At 41.0% G+C, this 16,070-nt stretch carries 18 protein-coding genes; 14 read left to right on the plus strand and 4 right to left on the minus strand.

What is annotated here, in order from left to right; all coding sequences use genetic code 11:
- Positions 1–13: 13 nt before the first annotated feature.
- The 6 genes from G9G53_RS05420 to G9G53_RS05445 are packed head-to-tail and all read left to right on the plus strand — an operon-like array spanning position 14 to position 7,207.
- Positions 14–1,204 carry a hypothetical protein gene (locus G9G53_RS05420; protein ID WP_165145940.1) on the plus strand — a complete coding sequence of 397 codons (1,191 nt, stop codon included), beginning with the start codon at positions 14–16 and terminating at the stop codon, positions 1,202–1,204.
- 26 nt (positions 1,205–1,230) lie between these two features.
- Positions 1,231–2,418: a hypothetical protein gene (locus tag G9G53_RS05425; protein WP_029518639.1), complete on the plus strand. Its 1,188-nt coding sequence runs from the start codon at positions 1,231–1,233 to the stop codon at positions 2,416–2,418.
- The gene (locus tag G9G53_RS05430; protein ID WP_029518638.1) at positions 2,415–3,575 is read left to right on the plus strand and encodes a hypothetical protein; all 1,161 of its coding nucleotides are present in this window, start codon (positions 2,415–2,417) and stop codon (positions 3,573–3,575) included. Before G9G53_RS05425 ends, G9G53_RS05430 begins: the two co-directional genes overlap by 4 nt.
- 17 nt (positions 3,576–3,592) lie before the next feature.
- Entirely contained in the window at positions 3,593–5,617 is a 2,025-nt protein-coding gene (locus G9G53_RS05435) for a DUF4163 domain-containing protein (RefSeq protein WP_165145943.1), read from the plus strand.
- A gap of 21 nt (positions 5,618–5,638) precedes the next feature.
- The gene (locus tag G9G53_RS05440; protein ID WP_165145946.1) at positions 5,639–7,033 is read left to right on the plus strand and encodes a contractile injection system protein, VgrG/Pvc8 family; all 1,395 of its coding nucleotides are present in this window, start codon (positions 5,639–5,641) and stop codon (positions 7,031–7,033) included.
- A 27-nt stretch (positions 7,034–7,060) separates the two neighbouring features.
- Positions 7,061–7,207 (plus strand): hypothetical protein, encoded by a 147-nt coding sequence (locus tag G9G53_RS05445; protein WP_023990839.1) that lies wholly within the window; start codon positions 7,061–7,063, stop codon positions 7,205–7,207.
- A 64-nt stretch (positions 7,208–7,271) separates the two neighbouring features.
- On the opposite strand, the gene G9G53_RS05450 is transcribed toward G9G53_RS05445, so the two are convergent.
- The 4 genes from G9G53_RS05450 to G9G53_RS05465 all read right to left on the minus strand — a co-directional run bounded on the left by G9G53_RS05450 (position 7,272) and on the right by G9G53_RS05465 (position 9,267).
- Positions 7,272–7,679: a hypothetical protein gene (locus G9G53_RS05450; protein ID WP_238437811.1), complete on the minus strand. Its 408-nt coding sequence runs from the start codon at positions 7,677–7,679 to the stop codon at positions 7,272–7,274.
- The gene (locus tag G9G53_RS05455) at positions 7,663–8,007 is read right to left on the minus strand and encodes a hypothetical protein (RefSeq protein WP_029518635.1); all 345 of its coding nucleotides are present in this window, start codon (positions 8,005–8,007) and stop codon (positions 7,663–7,665) included. Before G9G53_RS05455 ends, G9G53_RS05450 begins: the two co-directional genes overlap by 17 nt.
- A 189-nt stretch (positions 8,008–8,196) precedes the next feature.
- Entirely contained in the window at positions 8,197–8,553 is a 357-nt protein-coding gene (locus G9G53_RS05460; RefSeq protein ID WP_165145949.1) for a hypothetical protein, read from the minus strand.
- A 357-nt stretch (positions 8,554–8,910) separates the two neighbouring features.
- The gene (locus tag G9G53_RS05465; RefSeq protein WP_165145952.1) at positions 8,911–9,267 is read right to left on the minus strand and encodes a hypothetical protein; all 357 of its coding nucleotides are present in this window, start codon (positions 9,265–9,267) and stop codon (positions 8,911–8,913) included.
- An 82-nt stretch (positions 9,268–9,349) separates the two neighbouring features.
- On the opposite strand from G9G53_RS05465, the gene G9G53_RS05470 reads away from it, so the two are divergent.
- The 8 genes from G9G53_RS05470 (at position 9,350) to G9G53_RS05505 (ending at position 16,059) form a co-directional block, all read left to right on the plus strand.
- On the plus strand, positions 9,350–10,813 hold the full coding sequence (locus G9G53_RS05470; RefSeq protein WP_165145954.1) for a hypothetical protein: 1,464 nt from the start codon (positions 9,350–9,352) through the stop codon (positions 10,811–10,813).
- 39 nt (positions 10,814–10,852) lie between these two features.
- Entirely contained in the window at positions 10,853–11,149 is a 297-nt protein-coding gene (locus tag G9G53_RS05475) for a WXG100 family type VII secretion target (RefSeq protein WP_039271722.1), read from the plus strand.
- A 32-nt stretch (positions 11,150–11,181) separates the two neighbouring features.
- Positions 11,182–11,493, plus strand: coding sequence for a hypothetical protein (locus G9G53_RS05480; protein WP_165145957.1), 312 nt, complete (start codon positions 11,182–11,184; stop codon positions 11,491–11,493).
- 400 nt (positions 11,494–11,893) lie between these two features.
- Positions 11,894–12,238: a hypothetical protein gene (locus tag G9G53_RS05485; protein WP_029518631.1), complete on the plus strand. Its 345-nt coding sequence runs from the start codon at positions 11,894–11,896 to the stop codon at positions 12,236–12,238.
- 174 nt (positions 12,239–12,412) lie between these two features.
- A complete protein-coding gene (locus tag G9G53_RS05490) occupies positions 12,413–13,486 on the plus strand; it encodes an ABC transporter substrate-binding protein (protein ID WP_165145960.1) in 1,074 nt (357 codons plus the stop codon).
- Positions 13,486–14,415, plus strand: coding sequence for a nucleoside hydrolase (locus G9G53_RS05495; protein WP_165145963.1), 930 nt, complete (start codon positions 13,486–13,488; stop codon positions 14,413–14,415). The genes G9G53_RS05490 and G9G53_RS05495 overlap by 1 nt, the downstream gene beginning before the upstream one ends.
- A gap of 27 nt (positions 14,416–14,442) precedes the next feature.
- Positions 14,443–15,264 carry an ABC transporter permease gene (locus G9G53_RS05500; RefSeq protein ID WP_013312457.1) on the plus strand — a complete coding sequence of 274 codons (822 nt, stop codon included), beginning with the start codon at positions 14,443–14,445 and terminating at the stop codon, positions 15,262–15,264.
- A gap of 6 nt (positions 15,265–15,270) precedes the next feature.
- The gene (locus G9G53_RS05505) at positions 15,271–16,059 is read left to right on the plus strand and encodes an ABC transporter permease (RefSeq protein ID WP_165145966.1); all 789 of its coding nucleotides are present in this window, start codon (positions 15,271–15,273) and stop codon (positions 16,057–16,059) included.
- Positions 16,060–16,070: the final 11 nt, after the last annotated feature.

Here is a 16,070-nt window from a genome sequence, read left to right on the forward strand (position 1 = left end):
AAGGAGAAGGCATATGAAATGGAAAGAGCCAACGTTTGGTGCAACCCCTATGTTGAAAGCTTTAGCAACCGCTAATGCGCACAGAAAAGCACAGGCTTTTGATCTGGTGGCAGAACAGAAGAAGCAAAAACTGAATTATCCCGACTGGGCCCAAACCTGGATGCGGAAATACAAAGAGGATTGGTACATTGCTCAAGCAAACGGCGACGAGGTTGGCATGCGTAAAGCGCAAAAGCTAGCAGAGGGACTGCGAAGTAAATTACGCGAAATGGCCACGTTTCCCAAGTTGGCTCAAGAGCAGATGCAAAAAGAAACCGTTCGTTGGATGACTGCGGAGGCAAGCGGAGATATCAGGGAAAAGCTGGCTGCTGAGAAGGCGGGACGAGCTATACGAGAGAAGTTGGGTTTGATCGATACGAGTACTAAAGCACCACCAGAAGTACCCGTTACCACCGAATTGAAAGATGAACCTACAAAAACGAACGTAAAGACTCCGGCTGGAAAATGGATACCTGCTGAATTTCAATATAACGGTAGTTCTGAAGCTGAAAAAACATTCAAAAGACGCTCATTAAATTTCACCAAAATGAAATGGAATCAGGAAAAGTTGCATGGTTTATGGGAAGCTACAAAGAAGATACAAGAAACATATGATATTCAGATTGATCCCCGTTTTTTGTTAGCAATTATTGTTCAAGAAGGAACTGGAAGTTTTAACACTAGTAGTACAAATAGGGCGGCTGATGGTGAGCATGGTGCTGAAACTAATTATGCCAAAGATTTGATGAAAGCCAATAGCCTGATATTCGGGAAAATATTAGGATATATATATTATGGTCAGGAATTTAGGCAAGCAGTAGTAAAAAACAATAAATTGAGTGGTATTACAGGCAAAGGAGATGTTTTCCAATACTGTAATTGGTTCACGCCGATTCTTAGAATGAAATCTAAGCGAGTTGAATGTGGCATATACGCTAGCGATAACCGTTGGGGTGAGAGTGTGCGGAAAATATACAATACCTTTAGTGGGAATGAAGCTTCTAACTATGAACAATATTTGTTGAGTCTTGATAAAAGTGTAACTCAGAAAATTGCTGCATCCGAAGGTATTAAGCTTCCTAATTTTAAATTTAAACCTACCCAAAATGGTAACGATAGCAGAAAAAATGATACGAATGAGTGGAGTATCGTCGGTGAAAGATAAATCACAATTCGAAATGAGGAAAAGAAGTGTACAAACCAAGTTACGGTTATTGCATTATAATGCTTATAATGATTTTTGGAGTAACTGCGTGCGGTTCTACAAGTATCAATAATTATAAAAGTGAGAAAACAGTTAGCGTCAAAGACGAGAGCACATGGAACTATCGAAGTGAAAAAGTCGAAAAAGCCCAGAATATTGCTTCTGCCGATCCGGAGTCCCTTCAGGACGACGACTTTGAGGTCTCATATCGATCACATAAGATTGATAAGAATACGGATATTAAAGAACTTATCCATAAGTGGGGTTACAGTGAAGGATTTGAAGCTAACAATAGAGGATATAATAGTGGGAATGGAACATATAGAAGATGGAGTCTGTCCTATCCTAACTATGAGGAGCCAGAAATAAGATTTGTAGTTTTATCTAAGATTGAACTTGAAGGGGAGGAACTGGTGGATGGTGAAAGCTATTTAGTAGCCGTGAGTTTGGAGAATCCCAAGTTTAATACAAAAAGAGGCTTGAAGATCGGTGATACCCTTGGCAAAGTACTACAGCTCTATGGCAAACCGAGTATTGTAACAAATGGGAGTCTGCTTTATTCCAAGAATGGCTTACATTTGAGGATTCAGTGGGATACTGAAACGGAAAAAGTAAATAATATCTTCATAGAATATAATATGGAGAAATCCATAGAACAGCAACGTAGTGCTGATTATGTAGAAGAGGATGCTCAGCCCGACCCTGATCTAGAACCATATACTATTCAAAGGGAACAATCATTTACCACCACTCTTAATGGATGGGGAGAAGTAAAGTTTATATCCACTTTAAAAGATGAGGATACGAATGATCTGATTCAAGCAAAGTTTTTTTTGGAAGTTAACAGTGACAAAAATGTGGAAAACAAGATCCTGTACGAATTCCCCGAATTTTATGGTAACAAAGGTAGAATGATCGACAGGATCAAAGCAGTAAGTTTTAAGGACTTGAATCAGGATGGACGTACAGATATTGTTATTATTGCTGATTATATCACCGGAGTTAATGCACACGGAATAGAGACTCTACCTGTCGCGGGAATTTACTTTCAGAAAAAGGACAAAACGTACACTACCCTGCCTGAGTTGGATAAGAGTATCAATCAAACTGGACATAACCGAACACTTCAAAATGTCATTCAATACGTAAGCAAACAACGTATAAACGTTCAATGAACAATGTGAAAAGGGAGTTTTTTGAAATCAACTTTATAAAACAAAATAAAATACTATTTTTAATATTGTTATTTAGTCTGCTATTGAATGGATGTTCTGAACAACCTACGAATGAGAAGCAGCAAGCAGTTGAACCCATCAAACCTAGCACTCAAATGATAGAGAAAAAAGCTGTGACTGAACCAGAGTCTGCTGCTCAAAAACGAGATCGGAATAGCAATATTGTGAATCCGATTAATAAACGAAATGAAAATTACGCCATAGATTCTAACACATTAGATCAGTTTATAAAGAAAATCCAGCCCCCAAATGAGCAGCTTCAGAAGATATTAAAAGAAGATTTAGACCATGATGGAAAGCCGGAATATGTACTTGCTTTTGGATTAGAAAAAGAGGAGATTTACAACATATTTGTAGTCCGGGAGGATGATGGTTATCACATCATTGAAAAACTAGAGGACCCGGTTATAGTTGTGCATCTAAATACAGATGTGAAAATCATGAAGCTGGATCAAACAGACCAAAAATTTATCGTTGTATACTCTATAGGCGACGGAGGGGCTTATTCAGAGGGATTCTCCATATACACCTTGAAAAATAATCATATCAAGAGTATAAATTCTGATTTTCCTAATGCTACTGGACAAGGAATTCGAACGTTAAAAGATACCGACCATGATGGTGTATTTGAAAGTGTCGATTATTACGAGTTTAGTGACACTCAGGAGCATACCATCGTGGTCTATCAAAAATATGATGGAACAGGACCTGAAAAAAAGGAGGTTTTGTATAAAAATAAAAGTACACAGTTTGTATATCCAAGCGATCCTAAGGCTGTGATATTGAACTACTTGGAAGTTGATTATCTTATGAAGTGGTTTGATTTACCTTTTCCTGAAATGGACCAGCTCACCGATCCGGCAGCAAGGCAAACGTATGATTTTGAGGATGCCATCGATTTATCCGGTTTAGCATATTTATCTTACCCGGTGTTAGAACTGAGTATTAATGAGGTTAGTAGCGATGATAACCGAAAAATATTTTTGGTAAAAGATGATTCATTAGAAGAAAGAGCGAAAAAGGAAATTACGTTTACGTTAGAAAAACAGTCAGATAAATGGAAGATTATGGGTATAGAGATGAACGATAAATCGTAGAAAGCGTGATATCCAGCATGAATTACTTGAAGTACGGGCGAGCTTCTTGCGTCCTATTACTACTCATTTCCTGTGTAGCGCTGAATGGATGCATGAAGGAACAAAATTCTCCAGCAACTAAAACAAATCATGCGCTTTCTCTCCAAAATGAAGATAAAACGATTTCCTATTCGAAAAAGCTGGACACGTTAGTGAAAAAACTTCATATAGTCAACGATGAAAATAAGGATTCTGATACCAGACAAAACAAGCTTGAGGAGTTCACACAGGAACTTAATTCGTTGTTAAATGAGCCTGGAAGTGTAGAGATGAAGGATGAAGAATTAGTAGAAAAGTTCGATAATAATCTCACTATCTTAACAAAATCGTTTCCGTTAAAAAGCGGGCAGCTAAACGTTAGGGTTATGAATTATAGAGCACCTAAAACGGTGACAGGTACGATCGGAGATAAATACACATTTATTCAGTGGTGGAGTACTAAGCAACTTGTACACGCCCAGATGCTTGAGGATGGCGGGCCAGAATTGACTACAGACTTTGTGGTCCGAGATTCAGACAAGGGAATACAGCTGTTGTTAGGGGGATATGTTTCAATATATCATCCAGATCCCGTATTTGTTGCGTTGTGGGAATTCTCCGGGGAAAAATGGACACAGAAAGAAATAGTAACAGATAAGATAAAGCTTCCGGATGCGTGGGAATTGAACGAGGATATAGATGAGCTTATTTTAGAGAATCGACAACATGATAGCATGAGTATCGAGGTTTTAGACCACGGCGATGGTTTCTTCATAAACAGTGATGATTCTGAACAAAACCTTATCATTGAGTTCTCCAAAAGTGGAGAAGTCCGTATTGATTCCGAATATAGCACTGCCTTGAATACTCATAGTGAACGGCAAAGCTTTGAACTCATTCAAGAGGAATATTCAAAAAATGGGATCGTGATTAAATACCCTCAAATTATAAAACTCAAGGATATTGCAAAGCAGAAATCTTTAAACAAAATTCTTAAGGCCGATGCTTTAGAAGGATTACAAAACTATGCGGATTCCAATGCTGGAGTCCATGTCGAAATTGATTATGAGATCAAACGAGAAAATGAACGATTCTTGAGTGTTCAATATACGGGTATTCATTATGTGAAGGACGCAGCCTATCCTACTCATATGTTTTATACGACGAACCTGGATATGAAGCAGGCTTCAAGAATAAGGTTGAGGGATCTGGTAAAGGTCGAGAAACCTTTTATTGAGCTTATAAAAAGCGGGAAGATTACAGCTGTTCAGCCGGAGCAACAAGGATTAATTGGTGATTTCACAAAAGATGATTTGATTCAATTGTTAACAAATGCGGATGTAACCAAAGGTTCGCTTGCGGAAGTAGAAATGGAATCGTTTAGTTATTTCACAAATGATTCATTGGGGATGAGTGTACCTATGGCACATGTGGTAGGGGACCATGCGGAGTATGAAATTCGTTTTGCACAAATTCCAGAGAATATTAGGCAAAATGAGGAACTATGGAGTGAGTTAAGTTCCGTTGAGGATCAGTCTGTTTCCACAGTTGGCGGTGAAAAGTTGAATACCGACCAATATGAAATTGAAGAGTCGCAGTCTTTTCAAACTACTTTCGAAGGCTTTGGGAAAGTGCGGTTTGTATCCACATATGGGTATCCGGAAGGTTTTCGTAAATTCTTTTTCTTCCTATTGGATGACCAAGGACATATTCTGTATCCATTCCCCGATTTCTACGGGAACCGTGAGTGGGTTGCACGTTACGGAGGAGTAGAAGCAGTGGCCTTCAAGGATGTGAATAAGGATGGATTAAAGGATGTTATCATCATTGCCGATGTTGACAACGGGATTCATGGGCCTGGTAGAGTTGACCAATTCCCTATAGCGGACATTTATTTTCAGAAAAAAAATAAAACCTTTACCACGCTCCCTGCATTAGATCAGGCTCTCAACGATCAGGGGCATAATCAAACCATTAAAGGTGTCATTCAATACGTAAGCAAACAACGGATAAACGTAAACTAACCGACAAAAGGGAGCGGTAACATGGGATATCCAATCATCAAGTATAATGGAACGGTTTTATCTCTTAAAAATCCAAAAGTTAAAGTTGTACAGAAAATGAATGAGCATGTGAAAGTCTTTTTGACAGGTGTGTTAACGGGTGCCCAAATGGAAGAGTACACAGATCATATGGAAGCAGGGGCGAAGTTAGTCGTTTCTTATGTGAATGATGATCAAAAGCAGAGTGTATTATTTAGGGGATTAGTCACGCAGTTCAGAATCAAGTTGGTGTCCAATGTAGCCTATTTGGTCGTCGAGGCCCTCTCCTATACAAGCCAGCTGGATGAAGTGCTTCATAGACAATCCTTTCAAAATGTGAAGATGAAGGTGCAGGCATTACTTGAACATGTACTCAAATCCTATCCCAAAGCCAATTGTACGAGCCGCTTAAAAGATCAGCTTTTACAGGAATTTACGATGCAATACGACGAAACGGACTGGTCGTTTCTAAAACGTATAGCGTCTCGGCTTGGTTGGGGACTAATACCTGATCCGATTGGTGAAAAACCTCAGTTTTATTTTGGATTGCCGGATGGCGTCAATCAGCCTGAGCTCAGGCAGTATAACTACTCCATGACGAGAAAAACCAAACCAGGAGCCAGCAAGGATGACAATCTTTTATATTATAAAGTGCAAACGACAGGGGCTAGAGATGTCCTGCTGCAAATTGGGGCGGAGGTTAAATTTAAAGGGAAAGCATTATACGTCCTGCAATCGGTTGCGTTTATACGACATAGTGCTTTGTGGCATGAATATGTGCTGACTACAGCGGATGGAATGAAACAGGATTTGATTGTAAATGAGGACATTCGGGGCATGTCATTGAAATCCAAGGTCATTGGAATCGAGCAGGATCATGTGAAGGTTTTCTTTTATGAAATGGATAAGGTCAAGCCTAACGTCAAGGAAACCTTCGCTTTTCCAACGGCTACATTTTATACATCGGAAGGGAATACGGGATGGTACTGCATGCCGGAGCTGTTTGATTTTGTAGATATCTACTTTCCGACCTCTAAAGAAAAAGACGCTATTGTGACCCACTCGATCAGAAAGAGATCCAAAGGCGGTGACTTTATTAAGGACCCGTCGACGAAGATCTTTATGACCAAGTACCGCAAAGCTATTATTTTTGAGAAAAATGAAATTTTAATCACGGGGAACAACGATGAAGTGGTGATTCGACTGCTGGATGACCATGGAATTGAACTACGAAGCAAAAAGGATATCCGTGTAAAAGCAGACGGGAACCTGGTGTTCAATGCGGGTAATACAATACAGGTCACCGCGAAGGATGCTATCGGTTTAAAATGTAAAACGAGTTTGGTAGAAATGGATGGTAACATCAAAATGACTGGAGAAAAGATAAAGACGCAATAACTAAAATCAACAAGAGAGGGTAAACCAATGGCTAAAGTAACTACAGGAGCAATCGTAAACGAGAAACCGCCAACCCAGGAAGATATGATTCAAGAATGGAAACGTAAAATAAGCAAAGGCGAATATCCTTTTATTCATGTAACTAAGCATAGCACCAAAGGTGAAGAGCGCTAAATATGACTAACGACGACTGGAAGAGGCCCCTAAGGGGCCTTTTCTGCAATCATGGTTCAATATTCTACTTCTTTTTAGGATTCCTACTGTCGATGAACCAAGCAGGTCCTAATACATCTAGGACTTCTTTTTTTTCAAAATCGTAAGCAATGGATATCGAGTGACCTTCATGTCCTTTTATATAGCCGATTAGATAAATCGTGTTATTAACATAGCTACCTATATAGTCATAACTCTTAAATATGAAATCTGCCCTATAGTATTCCTTAATGTACTCTTTTCCAATAGGTATGCCTGTCCGAACGATTTCTTCTTTTTGGCATTCGATGCGTACTGCATGTAAAAGAAAACTCCTAGCAGAATGACAAGTGATATAAAGACAAAAAGCCATAGTTGTTTCTTTTTCAAGTTGAAGTATTCTCCTTAAAATTGAGCTAAATATGCTATAAGCTTTCTTAGGAATAAGGTGCATTCTTATCTATAACCTTACTATTAATAAACCAATCCGGTCCCGTAACATTGACGATTTCTTTTGAGTCCAAGTCATAGGATATCCTAATTAAGTCTGTATCGTTTCCTTTTATATAGCCGTAAAGATGTACTCTTGCAAAGACACTGTTTTCTTCAATATTGTAATTTTTTAATACGAAATCCGTATTATAGTGAGTTTTAATATATTTGATACTGACAGTAGTAGCAGACTCCACTACCTCTTCCTCTTGAGCGGTAGAAAAACCACAACCGCCCAGAATGGTTAATATTATGATGAGAACTGTGCAACATTTAAGGATTGTGTTCATTTACGCAACATTCCCCTAACATGCTATTTATAATTTAATGTGAACTACAACCAGAATGCAGTGAACAATGACGTGGTTCTTATTTTTGTTGCAAATATCTCTCAGTAACAGGAAGTATTTTAATGATATTACTTCTTCATATTTAGGAAAAAGTCATCTGTTAGAGGGCATTTGAATACAGACTTGATTTTAGAATGGCGGAACAATCTTATTAGGATTCCTACTGTCGATGAACCAATCCGGTCCAGTTACGTAGAGTACCTTTTTTTTCTTATAGTCGTAATTTAGTGAGATTATCTGACCTTCATGTCCTTTTATATAGCCACGAAGATAAACGGTAGAGTTAACATAGCCGCCAATAAAGTCGTAATTTTTGTATATAAACTCGGCATTATAATGTTTTCTAATGTATTCTTTTCCAATAGGTATGCCAGATTGGACGTACTCTTCTTTTTGTACATCCTCCGTATATTGCATGTAACAAAAGATTCCAACGAGGATTGAAACTACTATAAAGATGCTTCCCCAATCCTTTTTCTTCTTCAAGTTGAATTCTTCTCCTTAGTATCTCCTGACTATAAACTCATAACATTACTGCTTTTTATAATAATAGTAGGATAGCTCATTTATTTAATAAAAGGATTAGCTCGGTACAACGTTTAAAAATTGTGTTCATATACGCAAATCTCTTCTAACATACAGTTACAAAGTCCTAATCGTTATTAGGTATGAACTGCGACCCAAAATGCAGTAACCAACGACTTTATACTTATTTTTACTTTCAACTATACCGCAAGTAAACAGGAAGTATTATAATGATTTCACTTCCTTAGATTGGAAAAATATATTCTTGAACTGGAATGAATCATATGTGTTTTTTTTTTTGCATACAAATCTTGATATTTAAAATGGTGGAACATTCTTTTTAGGGTATCGACTGTCAATGAACCAATCCGGTCCGGTTACACTAAGCACTTCTTTTTTTTCAAAATCGTAAGCGATAGATATCGATTGATCTTCATGTCCTTTTATATAGCCGATTAGATGAACCGTATTATTAACATAGCTACCTACATAGTCATAACTCTTAAATATGAAATCAGCCCTATAGTATTTTTTGATGTACTCTTTTCCAATAGGTATACCTGTTCTAACGGCTTCTTCTTTTTTTATATTTGATGCGTAGTGCATGTAATAGAGAGCTCCTACTAGGATGAAGAATAAGATGAGAGCAGTAACCCAAATTTTTTTTCTTTTCAATTTTTAGATGCTCCTTTTTTGAAAGTATCAACTTTTTCTAACTTTATAATATATTAGGTGATTAGACAAGGTGGGGTAATAATTGCAGTATATTAGTGAAAAAACATACTGGAAGATAGCAGATGAGGCTTACCTATTGGATATTGATCCAAAGACTTATAAAAATGAAGATATTCCTGGTTGGAGGGTTGTTGATTTAGACGAAAAACTATTACATGACACGAACGGTTCTGGATTTGATGCGACCGTTTTTCACAATGAGAATAGCAATCAGGTGATTATAGGATATAGGGGAACTGAACCAGGGGGAAGACCAATATGGAGTAGAGCGATGGACATAGGAACGGACATTAGCGATGTTGTGGGCGGACGAGCGAAAAATTTAAATCAAGTTCACGATTATTATATAAATAATCAAGAAGAGATAAAAAAGCTCCCCCCACAGGTACAAAGTTCATTTCATCAGTATGAGTCACAGTATCAGGATAATCAATTTACAAAAGCCCAAACACTGTATGACGAAGTGAAGAAGAAGTACCCCGCTGCTGAAATTTCTACGACAGGCCATTCTTTAGGCGGTGCAGAAGCAGAATATATTGCAGTGAAAAATGGTTTATCATCCGTGAGTTTTGCTGCTCCGGGTATTGTACATTTATTGCCTGAAGATCTTCAAAAGAGGGTAAAAGCAGGAGAATTCAAGAAGACTAATGTGGCTTTTGCCCATCCCGGAGATAGTGTTGGTGGGGGAGCCACTAAGGCTAACCAACATGTGGGGGAAACGTATCATATTGGGAGTGATTATAAGACTGCCAATGTAGCCAAGTTTACTATTCCTGTTTCAATTCCCTTGGAAAGAAAAACCGAATTGGAAAGACTAATTCTTGGCCCAAAATGGACTCCTATTGTTTATGTTCCGATTACATTGCCTATGATACAGCAAGATGCATTCACCAAATTCTATAATTCTGTATTAGGTGGAGAGAACACTCATAGCATGGGAAACTTTACGTTTGATGAAAATGGCAATATCAGCAATCCACTGTACACGATGGACGGTCAATTGGTGGAAGGCAATCCACGGGTGCAGGCATACGAGCAAATGCTGGCCGCGCGAGCAGAGCTCAAGGAAGTCATGGGCGATCTGGTTGAACGCTATGGGGGACAAATGGGGGCCTTCGGGCAGTTTGCTGCTACTGCACTGGGTGTGAATTTGATGGGAGCAGGACAACAAGATGGTCGCACCCATGGTGGGGCATATTTTGTGGGCAACAAGAATGCAGGCACAATTCAATTAACACCTGAGGAGCTAAAGCATGCGGCTAATCAGATGCGTTCTAGCTTGCATGGATTTTCCAGTGATACCCGTGCGTCCATTCAGTTATTTCAGGCTCATATCGGGACAAGTGAAAGTCAGTCTTTGACCCCGCTTGCGCATAGTGCAACGGCAACGTTAGATCGGATTAATCGCTGGTATCAGGAATCGATTACGGAGATAGCAGAATATATAGATCGTAAGGGCCAGGAATTTACGATGGTGGATCAATAAGAAAGAGCAGCTGGAAGAACACAACGGGAGGCGAAAGAGATGAGCAGAATATCTTTGAGCCTGGGGGATCTGCGTAGGGCTGTTCAGCAATGCGAGCAGCTAAAGCAAAGACTTCAGCATCAGGAGCAGCAGATGAAAAATATATATGGTAGGCTGCATGAATGGCGGGGAGAATCAGCTGCTGAATTAACACGTAAAATGGAGGTGTTTCTCCAAGGAACCACGGTACGAATACAAGAATTGGACGAGCATAAAGAGCAGTTGAAACGTTATATTCGCAAAATGGAAGAAGCTGATCGGCGTGAGGAGAGACGCAAACGGGCTGCACAATGGTGATACAGGCGGACTGCAATAGTTAGGAGAACATCATGAAAGATCAAAATGCATTTGTCATTTTACTTATATTGAATATCGTTTATGGCTTAACGCTATTTGCCTATCAGGCCATGCTGATGGTGGTCGCATTTTCTTTCGATGCACCAACAGCTGGAGATTATCTCAGCAATTATATTTTTGCCTATGTCATAATGAGCTACCCGATAGGAATATTCATATCATGGAGCTGTTGGTATTTTTATCATCGTTATGCTTTTAAGAAGGCGTATATCATAGCTAACTTTATGCTGCTGTGGCCGGCTACTCTTGTAGTGTCCTCGTGGATTCAATCGGCTTTTTCTTGAAGAGGTTCCCATCTGGCCAGTCAGCTACATAACAAAAAAACCGTACAATCGCTAGGGGACTCCCGCGGGGTACGGTTAAATGCATTTAAGTAAAAACTACATATATAGTAGAAGGAAAAAAATTTCCTCTGGAATGACAACGATAAAACTTTTGGCCAGAGATTTACCGGAGTCTACCTTAAATTACCCTGTGGGCGAATATAGCAGCGTTCGGAAGCTTGAGGATGAGTTAAAAAAGGTGTAAAAATGTTGAAAAGCTACAAAGTTCGACATATTGTTCGCTTTTTCGCATCATATGTGATTGGATTAGGGATTTTTGTTTGCTATTTATCGTATATTTATGTATAATCTATCGTGTTGAAAGATTGATTGTACGTAATATGCTGATGAGGGTGGGTTCATGACGCTGCTCGACAGTAACGAAAGCAAGAAGCGGATGTGCCAGATTTACAATGAAGTTTCAAAGGAACTGTTCGGCTTCGGGACCACGCTGCTGCGGGCCACCGTTGAGAACAACATTGTTACCTTTGTGGCGAAGCACCGGCGTTCTCCACGCTCGGCGGCATTGGAAGTGGAAGCCCCCGGCTTGAAGCTGGAAGTGGATTTCCGAATGTCCATGCTGTACAAGAAGAGACTTCGCGAGAAGCTGATTGAGGATATGGAGCTCGATATAGATGCTTTACTGCGTGATTATGATTCAGCAACGCAGTGGGCTATTACGAACATCATTCTGAAGGAATCCTAATAAAATTGGATATTCGGCTTTTCGCTTCGGATCTATCTGAGGGGAGAACCTGTTATAACGCGCAGCGGGATCAACTTATTCTTTGTTTACGAAGAAAAGTATTCTTGTTTTACAAGAGTACTTTTCTTTTTTGTGTCATAAGGTGTGCATAATAAAAAATAGGGGGAGTTTCATATGAAGAAATGGTTTAAAGGGTTTATGGCTGTGACCTTGGCATCCGTGGTACTGGCAGGTTGCGGCAGTAATGCTACTGGCGGTCAGACAGATGGAAAAGATGGTTTAGCTGATGGGAAAAAGAAACTAGTTATTTCCACATGGGGCTTTTCCGAGGACTTTTTTAACAAAGAAGTGTACGAGCCTTTTGAAAAAGAACATAACGTTGATATCGTGGTCGAAATTGGAAATAACGCGGAACGGTTGAACAAAATCAGTCAAGGCAGCACAGACGTCGATCTGATTTATCTGTCCGATTATTATGCTCAACAAGGAATCCAACAGGGATTGTTTGAGAAGCTGGATCGCAGCAAGGTGCCGAACCTGAACCAAATTTATGATATTGCCAAAGCACCGCTGGGTGAGGAGTATGGTCCTGCTTATACGGTCGGGCGTCTCGGTATTGCCTATAATCCGGAGCTGGTGAAAAAGAATGTGACCTCTTGGGCTGACCTGTGGGGAACTGAGTTCAAAGGAAACGTGACTTTGCCGAATATTACGGCGACTGCCGGACCGATGATGGTAGATGCAGCCTCCAAGGTAGCGGGTAGTAAGGAGTTTAATGAAGACCAAGCCTTCGGAAAACTGAAAGAGCTGAGTCCGAATATCGTTAAGTTTTATAGCAAAACATCTGAGTTTGTGAACATGTTTAGTCAACAAGAAATTGCCGGCGGTCCAATCATGGAAATGTACTTCAAAGATTTGCAGGCGGCTGTGCCAGGAGCGAAATTTGTAGCTCCTAGTGAAGGTGCATACGCAGTAATGAACACAATTAATGTAGTGAAAGGCTCCGACCAGAAGGAACTGGCTGAGGAATTTATCAACTGGCAGCTGAGTAAGGAAGTTCAAGAAAAGTCTGCCAAGGCAAAGGTTGATTCCCCGGTGAATACGCAGGTGGTACTGTCCGGTGCGGATACAGAGGGAATTACGTACGGTACAGAGGTAGTGAACAAGCTGACCAAGCTGGATATGAAGTTCGTTAACGATCATATCAAGGCATGGACAGATCGCTGGAACCGGGAAGTTGCACAATAATGAAGAAGGTTATATTAGATGTAGATACGGGCATTGATGATGCGTTGGGTATTTTACTAGCCGCCAAAAGTGGTCAGCTGGATATCCAAGCGATTACTACGGTATGCGGTAATGTTTCACTTAAACAAGCAACATTGAACACATGCAAAATCCTCGACCTTTTGGATAGACCGGATATTCCGGTTTATCGGGGGGCGGAGGCCCCCTTAATACGTAAAGGCCTGCACGAGCATCGTGTCCATGGAGAAGACGGCATTGGAGGCGCACTGAGTGGAGTAGTCCCAGCCATGTCTGCGTCCGAAGGTTTTGCATCGGATATCATTATTGACACCGTGATGGCTCACCCGGGGGAAGTGACGCTCATTTGCACCGGGCCACTCACCAATCTGGCACTGGCGCTGCTGAAGTGTCCCGAACTGACGGATCACGTCGATGAAGTCATTTTTATGGGCGGTGTTATTCACGGGTGCGGCAATATTACACCTGTAGCGGAGTACAACATGTATGCTGACCCTGAAGCCGCACGAATCGTATTTCATGCGGGATTTGGTCGGTTGATACAGGTGGGACTGGATGTAACACGGAAGGCTCTGCTGACTGCGGATCATATTGCTCGTCTGACCCGCCCAGCAATTCGTAATTATGTAGCTGAAAGCACGTCCGTTTATACCAAGCGTTATGAAGAACGCAACGGGGTAAAAGCCTGTGCGCTTCATGACCCGCTTGCCGTAGGTGTCGCATTGAATTCGAGGTTAGTCGATACCTCGTCGTTGTATGTTGACGTGGAAACCTCCAGTCGTATATGTGACGGACAAACGGTGGGCGATGTGCAGAACCGCCTCAATCATAGCCCCAATATGAATGTATGCGAACAGGTGGACAGCGAAGCTTTTCTGGAGCTGTTTATCCAGGTGCTGAATAAGGAATAACATTTTGATAACCGCAAGGAGCTACCCATGAAGAAAACATACTTGTATTGGCTGCTGCTGCCAGGTCTGCTCTTTCTGGCGGTGTTCATGGTCATTCCGATTGTGTTGACGATCGGTTCGACCTTCGTACAGAACAGCTCATTCACCCTAGAAGGCTATCTCCATTTCTTCAAGGACCCTTACTTTCTGAAAATATTGCTGACTACGCTGGAAGTCAGTGTCGTAACGACACTCGTGTGCGTATTACTTGGCTTCCCGACGGCTTATTATATTTCGCAAAAGGCCCCGCGTCGTAAAGGGATTTTGTTAGCGCTGGCTATCTTCCCCTTGTTGACGAGTCCGGTGGTGCGGTCATTCAGCTGGATGGTCATTCTGGGTCGCAAGGGACTGTTAAATAACGTGCTCATCGGTTTAGGACTTGTAGATGAGCCGCTGAATATTTTGTATACTCCGGCAGCGATGATTATTGGTCTGGTTCATTTGTTTTTACCGCTGATGATTATTTCACTGATTGGTGTACTCGAAAATATCGACGGTGATCTTGTTCATGCTGCTCAGAGCCTCGGGGCCTCCAGATTCAGCGCATTTCGTAAAATCGTATTTCCGCTGTCTGTGCCTGGCCTGATCATTGGAAGCATTCTCGTTTTCGTGGGCAGCCTGACTGCATATACGACACCAGCACTACTTGGAGGAAAACAGCGGGTTATCGCTACATTTTTGTATCAGAACGCGATGACGCTAAACGACTGGTTTTTAGCGTCTGTTATTGCAACAATTATGATTGTTATTACATTTATCGTGGTCGGTCTCTTAAATAAGGCGGCCCATAAACTCAATCCGAAGGGGTAGGTGGATATGCGGGAGAAACATTACGGACTAGGCTTCTTTAGCCTGCTGGTCTTCATCTTTCTGCTCGGTCCGCTGTTGATCATATCGGTCACTTCTTTCGAGCCGGACACGGTATTAAAATTCCCTCCGCAGGGCTTTTCCCTGCGCTGGTATGAAAATATTTTTGAAGTGGATTTGTTTATGTCCACGTTCAAAACGTCCATTGTGGTCTCTCTGCTAGGCAACATTTTGGCACTACTGATCGGTATGCCTGCAGCCTATGCGCTTAGTCGTTTTTCGTTTCGCGGGAAGGATGCGCTGAATGCTTTGTTCCTCTCCCCTTTGCTCATACCGGGTATTGTGCTTGGTTTTACGCTGCTGCGTTATTTGATCATTGTGTACCATTTACCAGTATATGCTGGACTATTGATCGGACATACGGTGATTATGTTGCCGTTCATTATTAGAGTCATTGCATCCAGTTTGTCTAACTTTGATTTTGCGATTGAGGAAGCAGCGCTTAGTTTGGGGGCTGGACGGCTGGAAACCTTTTTCAAGGTGGTTCTGCCCAACATCCGCTCAGGCATTATTGCGGCTATCCTGATTGCCTTTCTGGAATCATTCAACAATGTCGACATTTCCGTCTTCATGACAGGACCGGGCTTCAGCACCCTGCCCATTCAAATGCTGACTTACGTCGAAAATTATTTTGACCCGACGATAGCGGCGATTTCGGTTATGCTGATGATTTTGACCGGTATCCTGATGTTCTTGATTGAACGACTGATGGGATTGTCTTACTTCACTAAAAGGTAATGGAGGCTTCA

Origin of the sequence: Paenibacillus sp. EKM206P (assembly GCF_011066155.1) — a bacterium.
Classification (GTDB): Bacteria; Bacillota; Bacilli; order Paenibacillales; family Paenibacillaceae; genus Paenibacillus; species Paenibacillus polymyxa_D.

What these genes read in the sequence shown, in the direction of transcription:
- G9G53_RS05420 (WP_165145940.1), top strand. Translation starts at nt 14, where the DNA reads ATGAAATGGAAAGAGCCAACGTTTGGTGCAACCCCTATGTTGAAAGCT.
- G9G53_RS05430 (WP_029518638.1), top strand. Translation starts at nt 2,415, where the DNA reads ATGAACAATGTGAAAAGGGAGTTTTTTGAAATCAACTTTATAAAACAA.
- G9G53_RS05435 (WP_165145943.1), top strand. Translation starts at nt 3,593, where the DNA reads ATGAATTACTTGAAGTACGGGCGAGCTTCTTGCGTCCTATTACTACTC.
- G9G53_RS05440 (WP_165145946.1), top strand. Translation starts at nt 5,639, where the DNA reads ATGGGATATCCAATCATCAAGTATAATGGAACGGTTTTATCTCTTAAA.
- G9G53_RS05445 (WP_023990839.1), top strand. Translation starts at nt 7,061, where the DNA reads ATGGCTAAAGTAACTACAGGAGCAATCGTAAACGAGAAACCGCCAACC.
- G9G53_RS05450 (WP_238437811.1), bottom strand. Translation starts at nt 7,679, where the DNA reads ATGCACCTTATTCCTAAGAAAGCTTATAGCATATTTAGCTCAATTTTA.
- G9G53_RS05455 (WP_029518635.1), bottom strand. Translation starts at nt 8,007, where the DNA reads ATGAACACAATCCTTAAATGTTGCACAGTTCTCATCATAATATTAACC.
- G9G53_RS05475 (WP_039271722.1), top strand. Translation starts at nt 10,853, where the DNA reads ATGAGCAGAATATCTTTGAGCCTGGGGGATCTGCGTAGGGCTGTTCAG.
- G9G53_RS05480 (WP_165145957.1), top strand. Translation starts at nt 11,182, where the DNA reads ATGAAAGATCAAAATGCATTTGTCATTTTACTTATATTGAATATCGTT.
- G9G53_RS05485 (WP_029518631.1), top strand. Translation starts at nt 11,894, where the DNA reads ATGACGCTGCTCGACAGTAACGAAAGCAAGAAGCGGATGTGCCAGATT.
- G9G53_RS05490 (WP_165145960.1), top strand. Translation starts at nt 12,413, where the DNA reads ATGAAGAAATGGTTTAAAGGGTTTATGGCTGTGACCTTGGCATCCGTG.
- G9G53_RS05495 (WP_165145963.1), top strand. Translation starts at nt 13,486, where the DNA reads ATGAAGAAGGTTATATTAGATGTAGATACGGGCATTGATGATGCGTTG.
- G9G53_RS05500 (WP_013312457.1), top strand. Translation starts at nt 14,443, where the DNA reads ATGAAGAAAACATACTTGTATTGGCTGCTGCTGCCAGGTCTGCTCTTT.
- G9G53_RS05505 (WP_165145966.1), top strand. Translation starts at nt 15,271, where the DNA reads ATGCGGGAGAAACATTACGGACTAGGCTTCTTTAGCCTGCTGGTCTTC.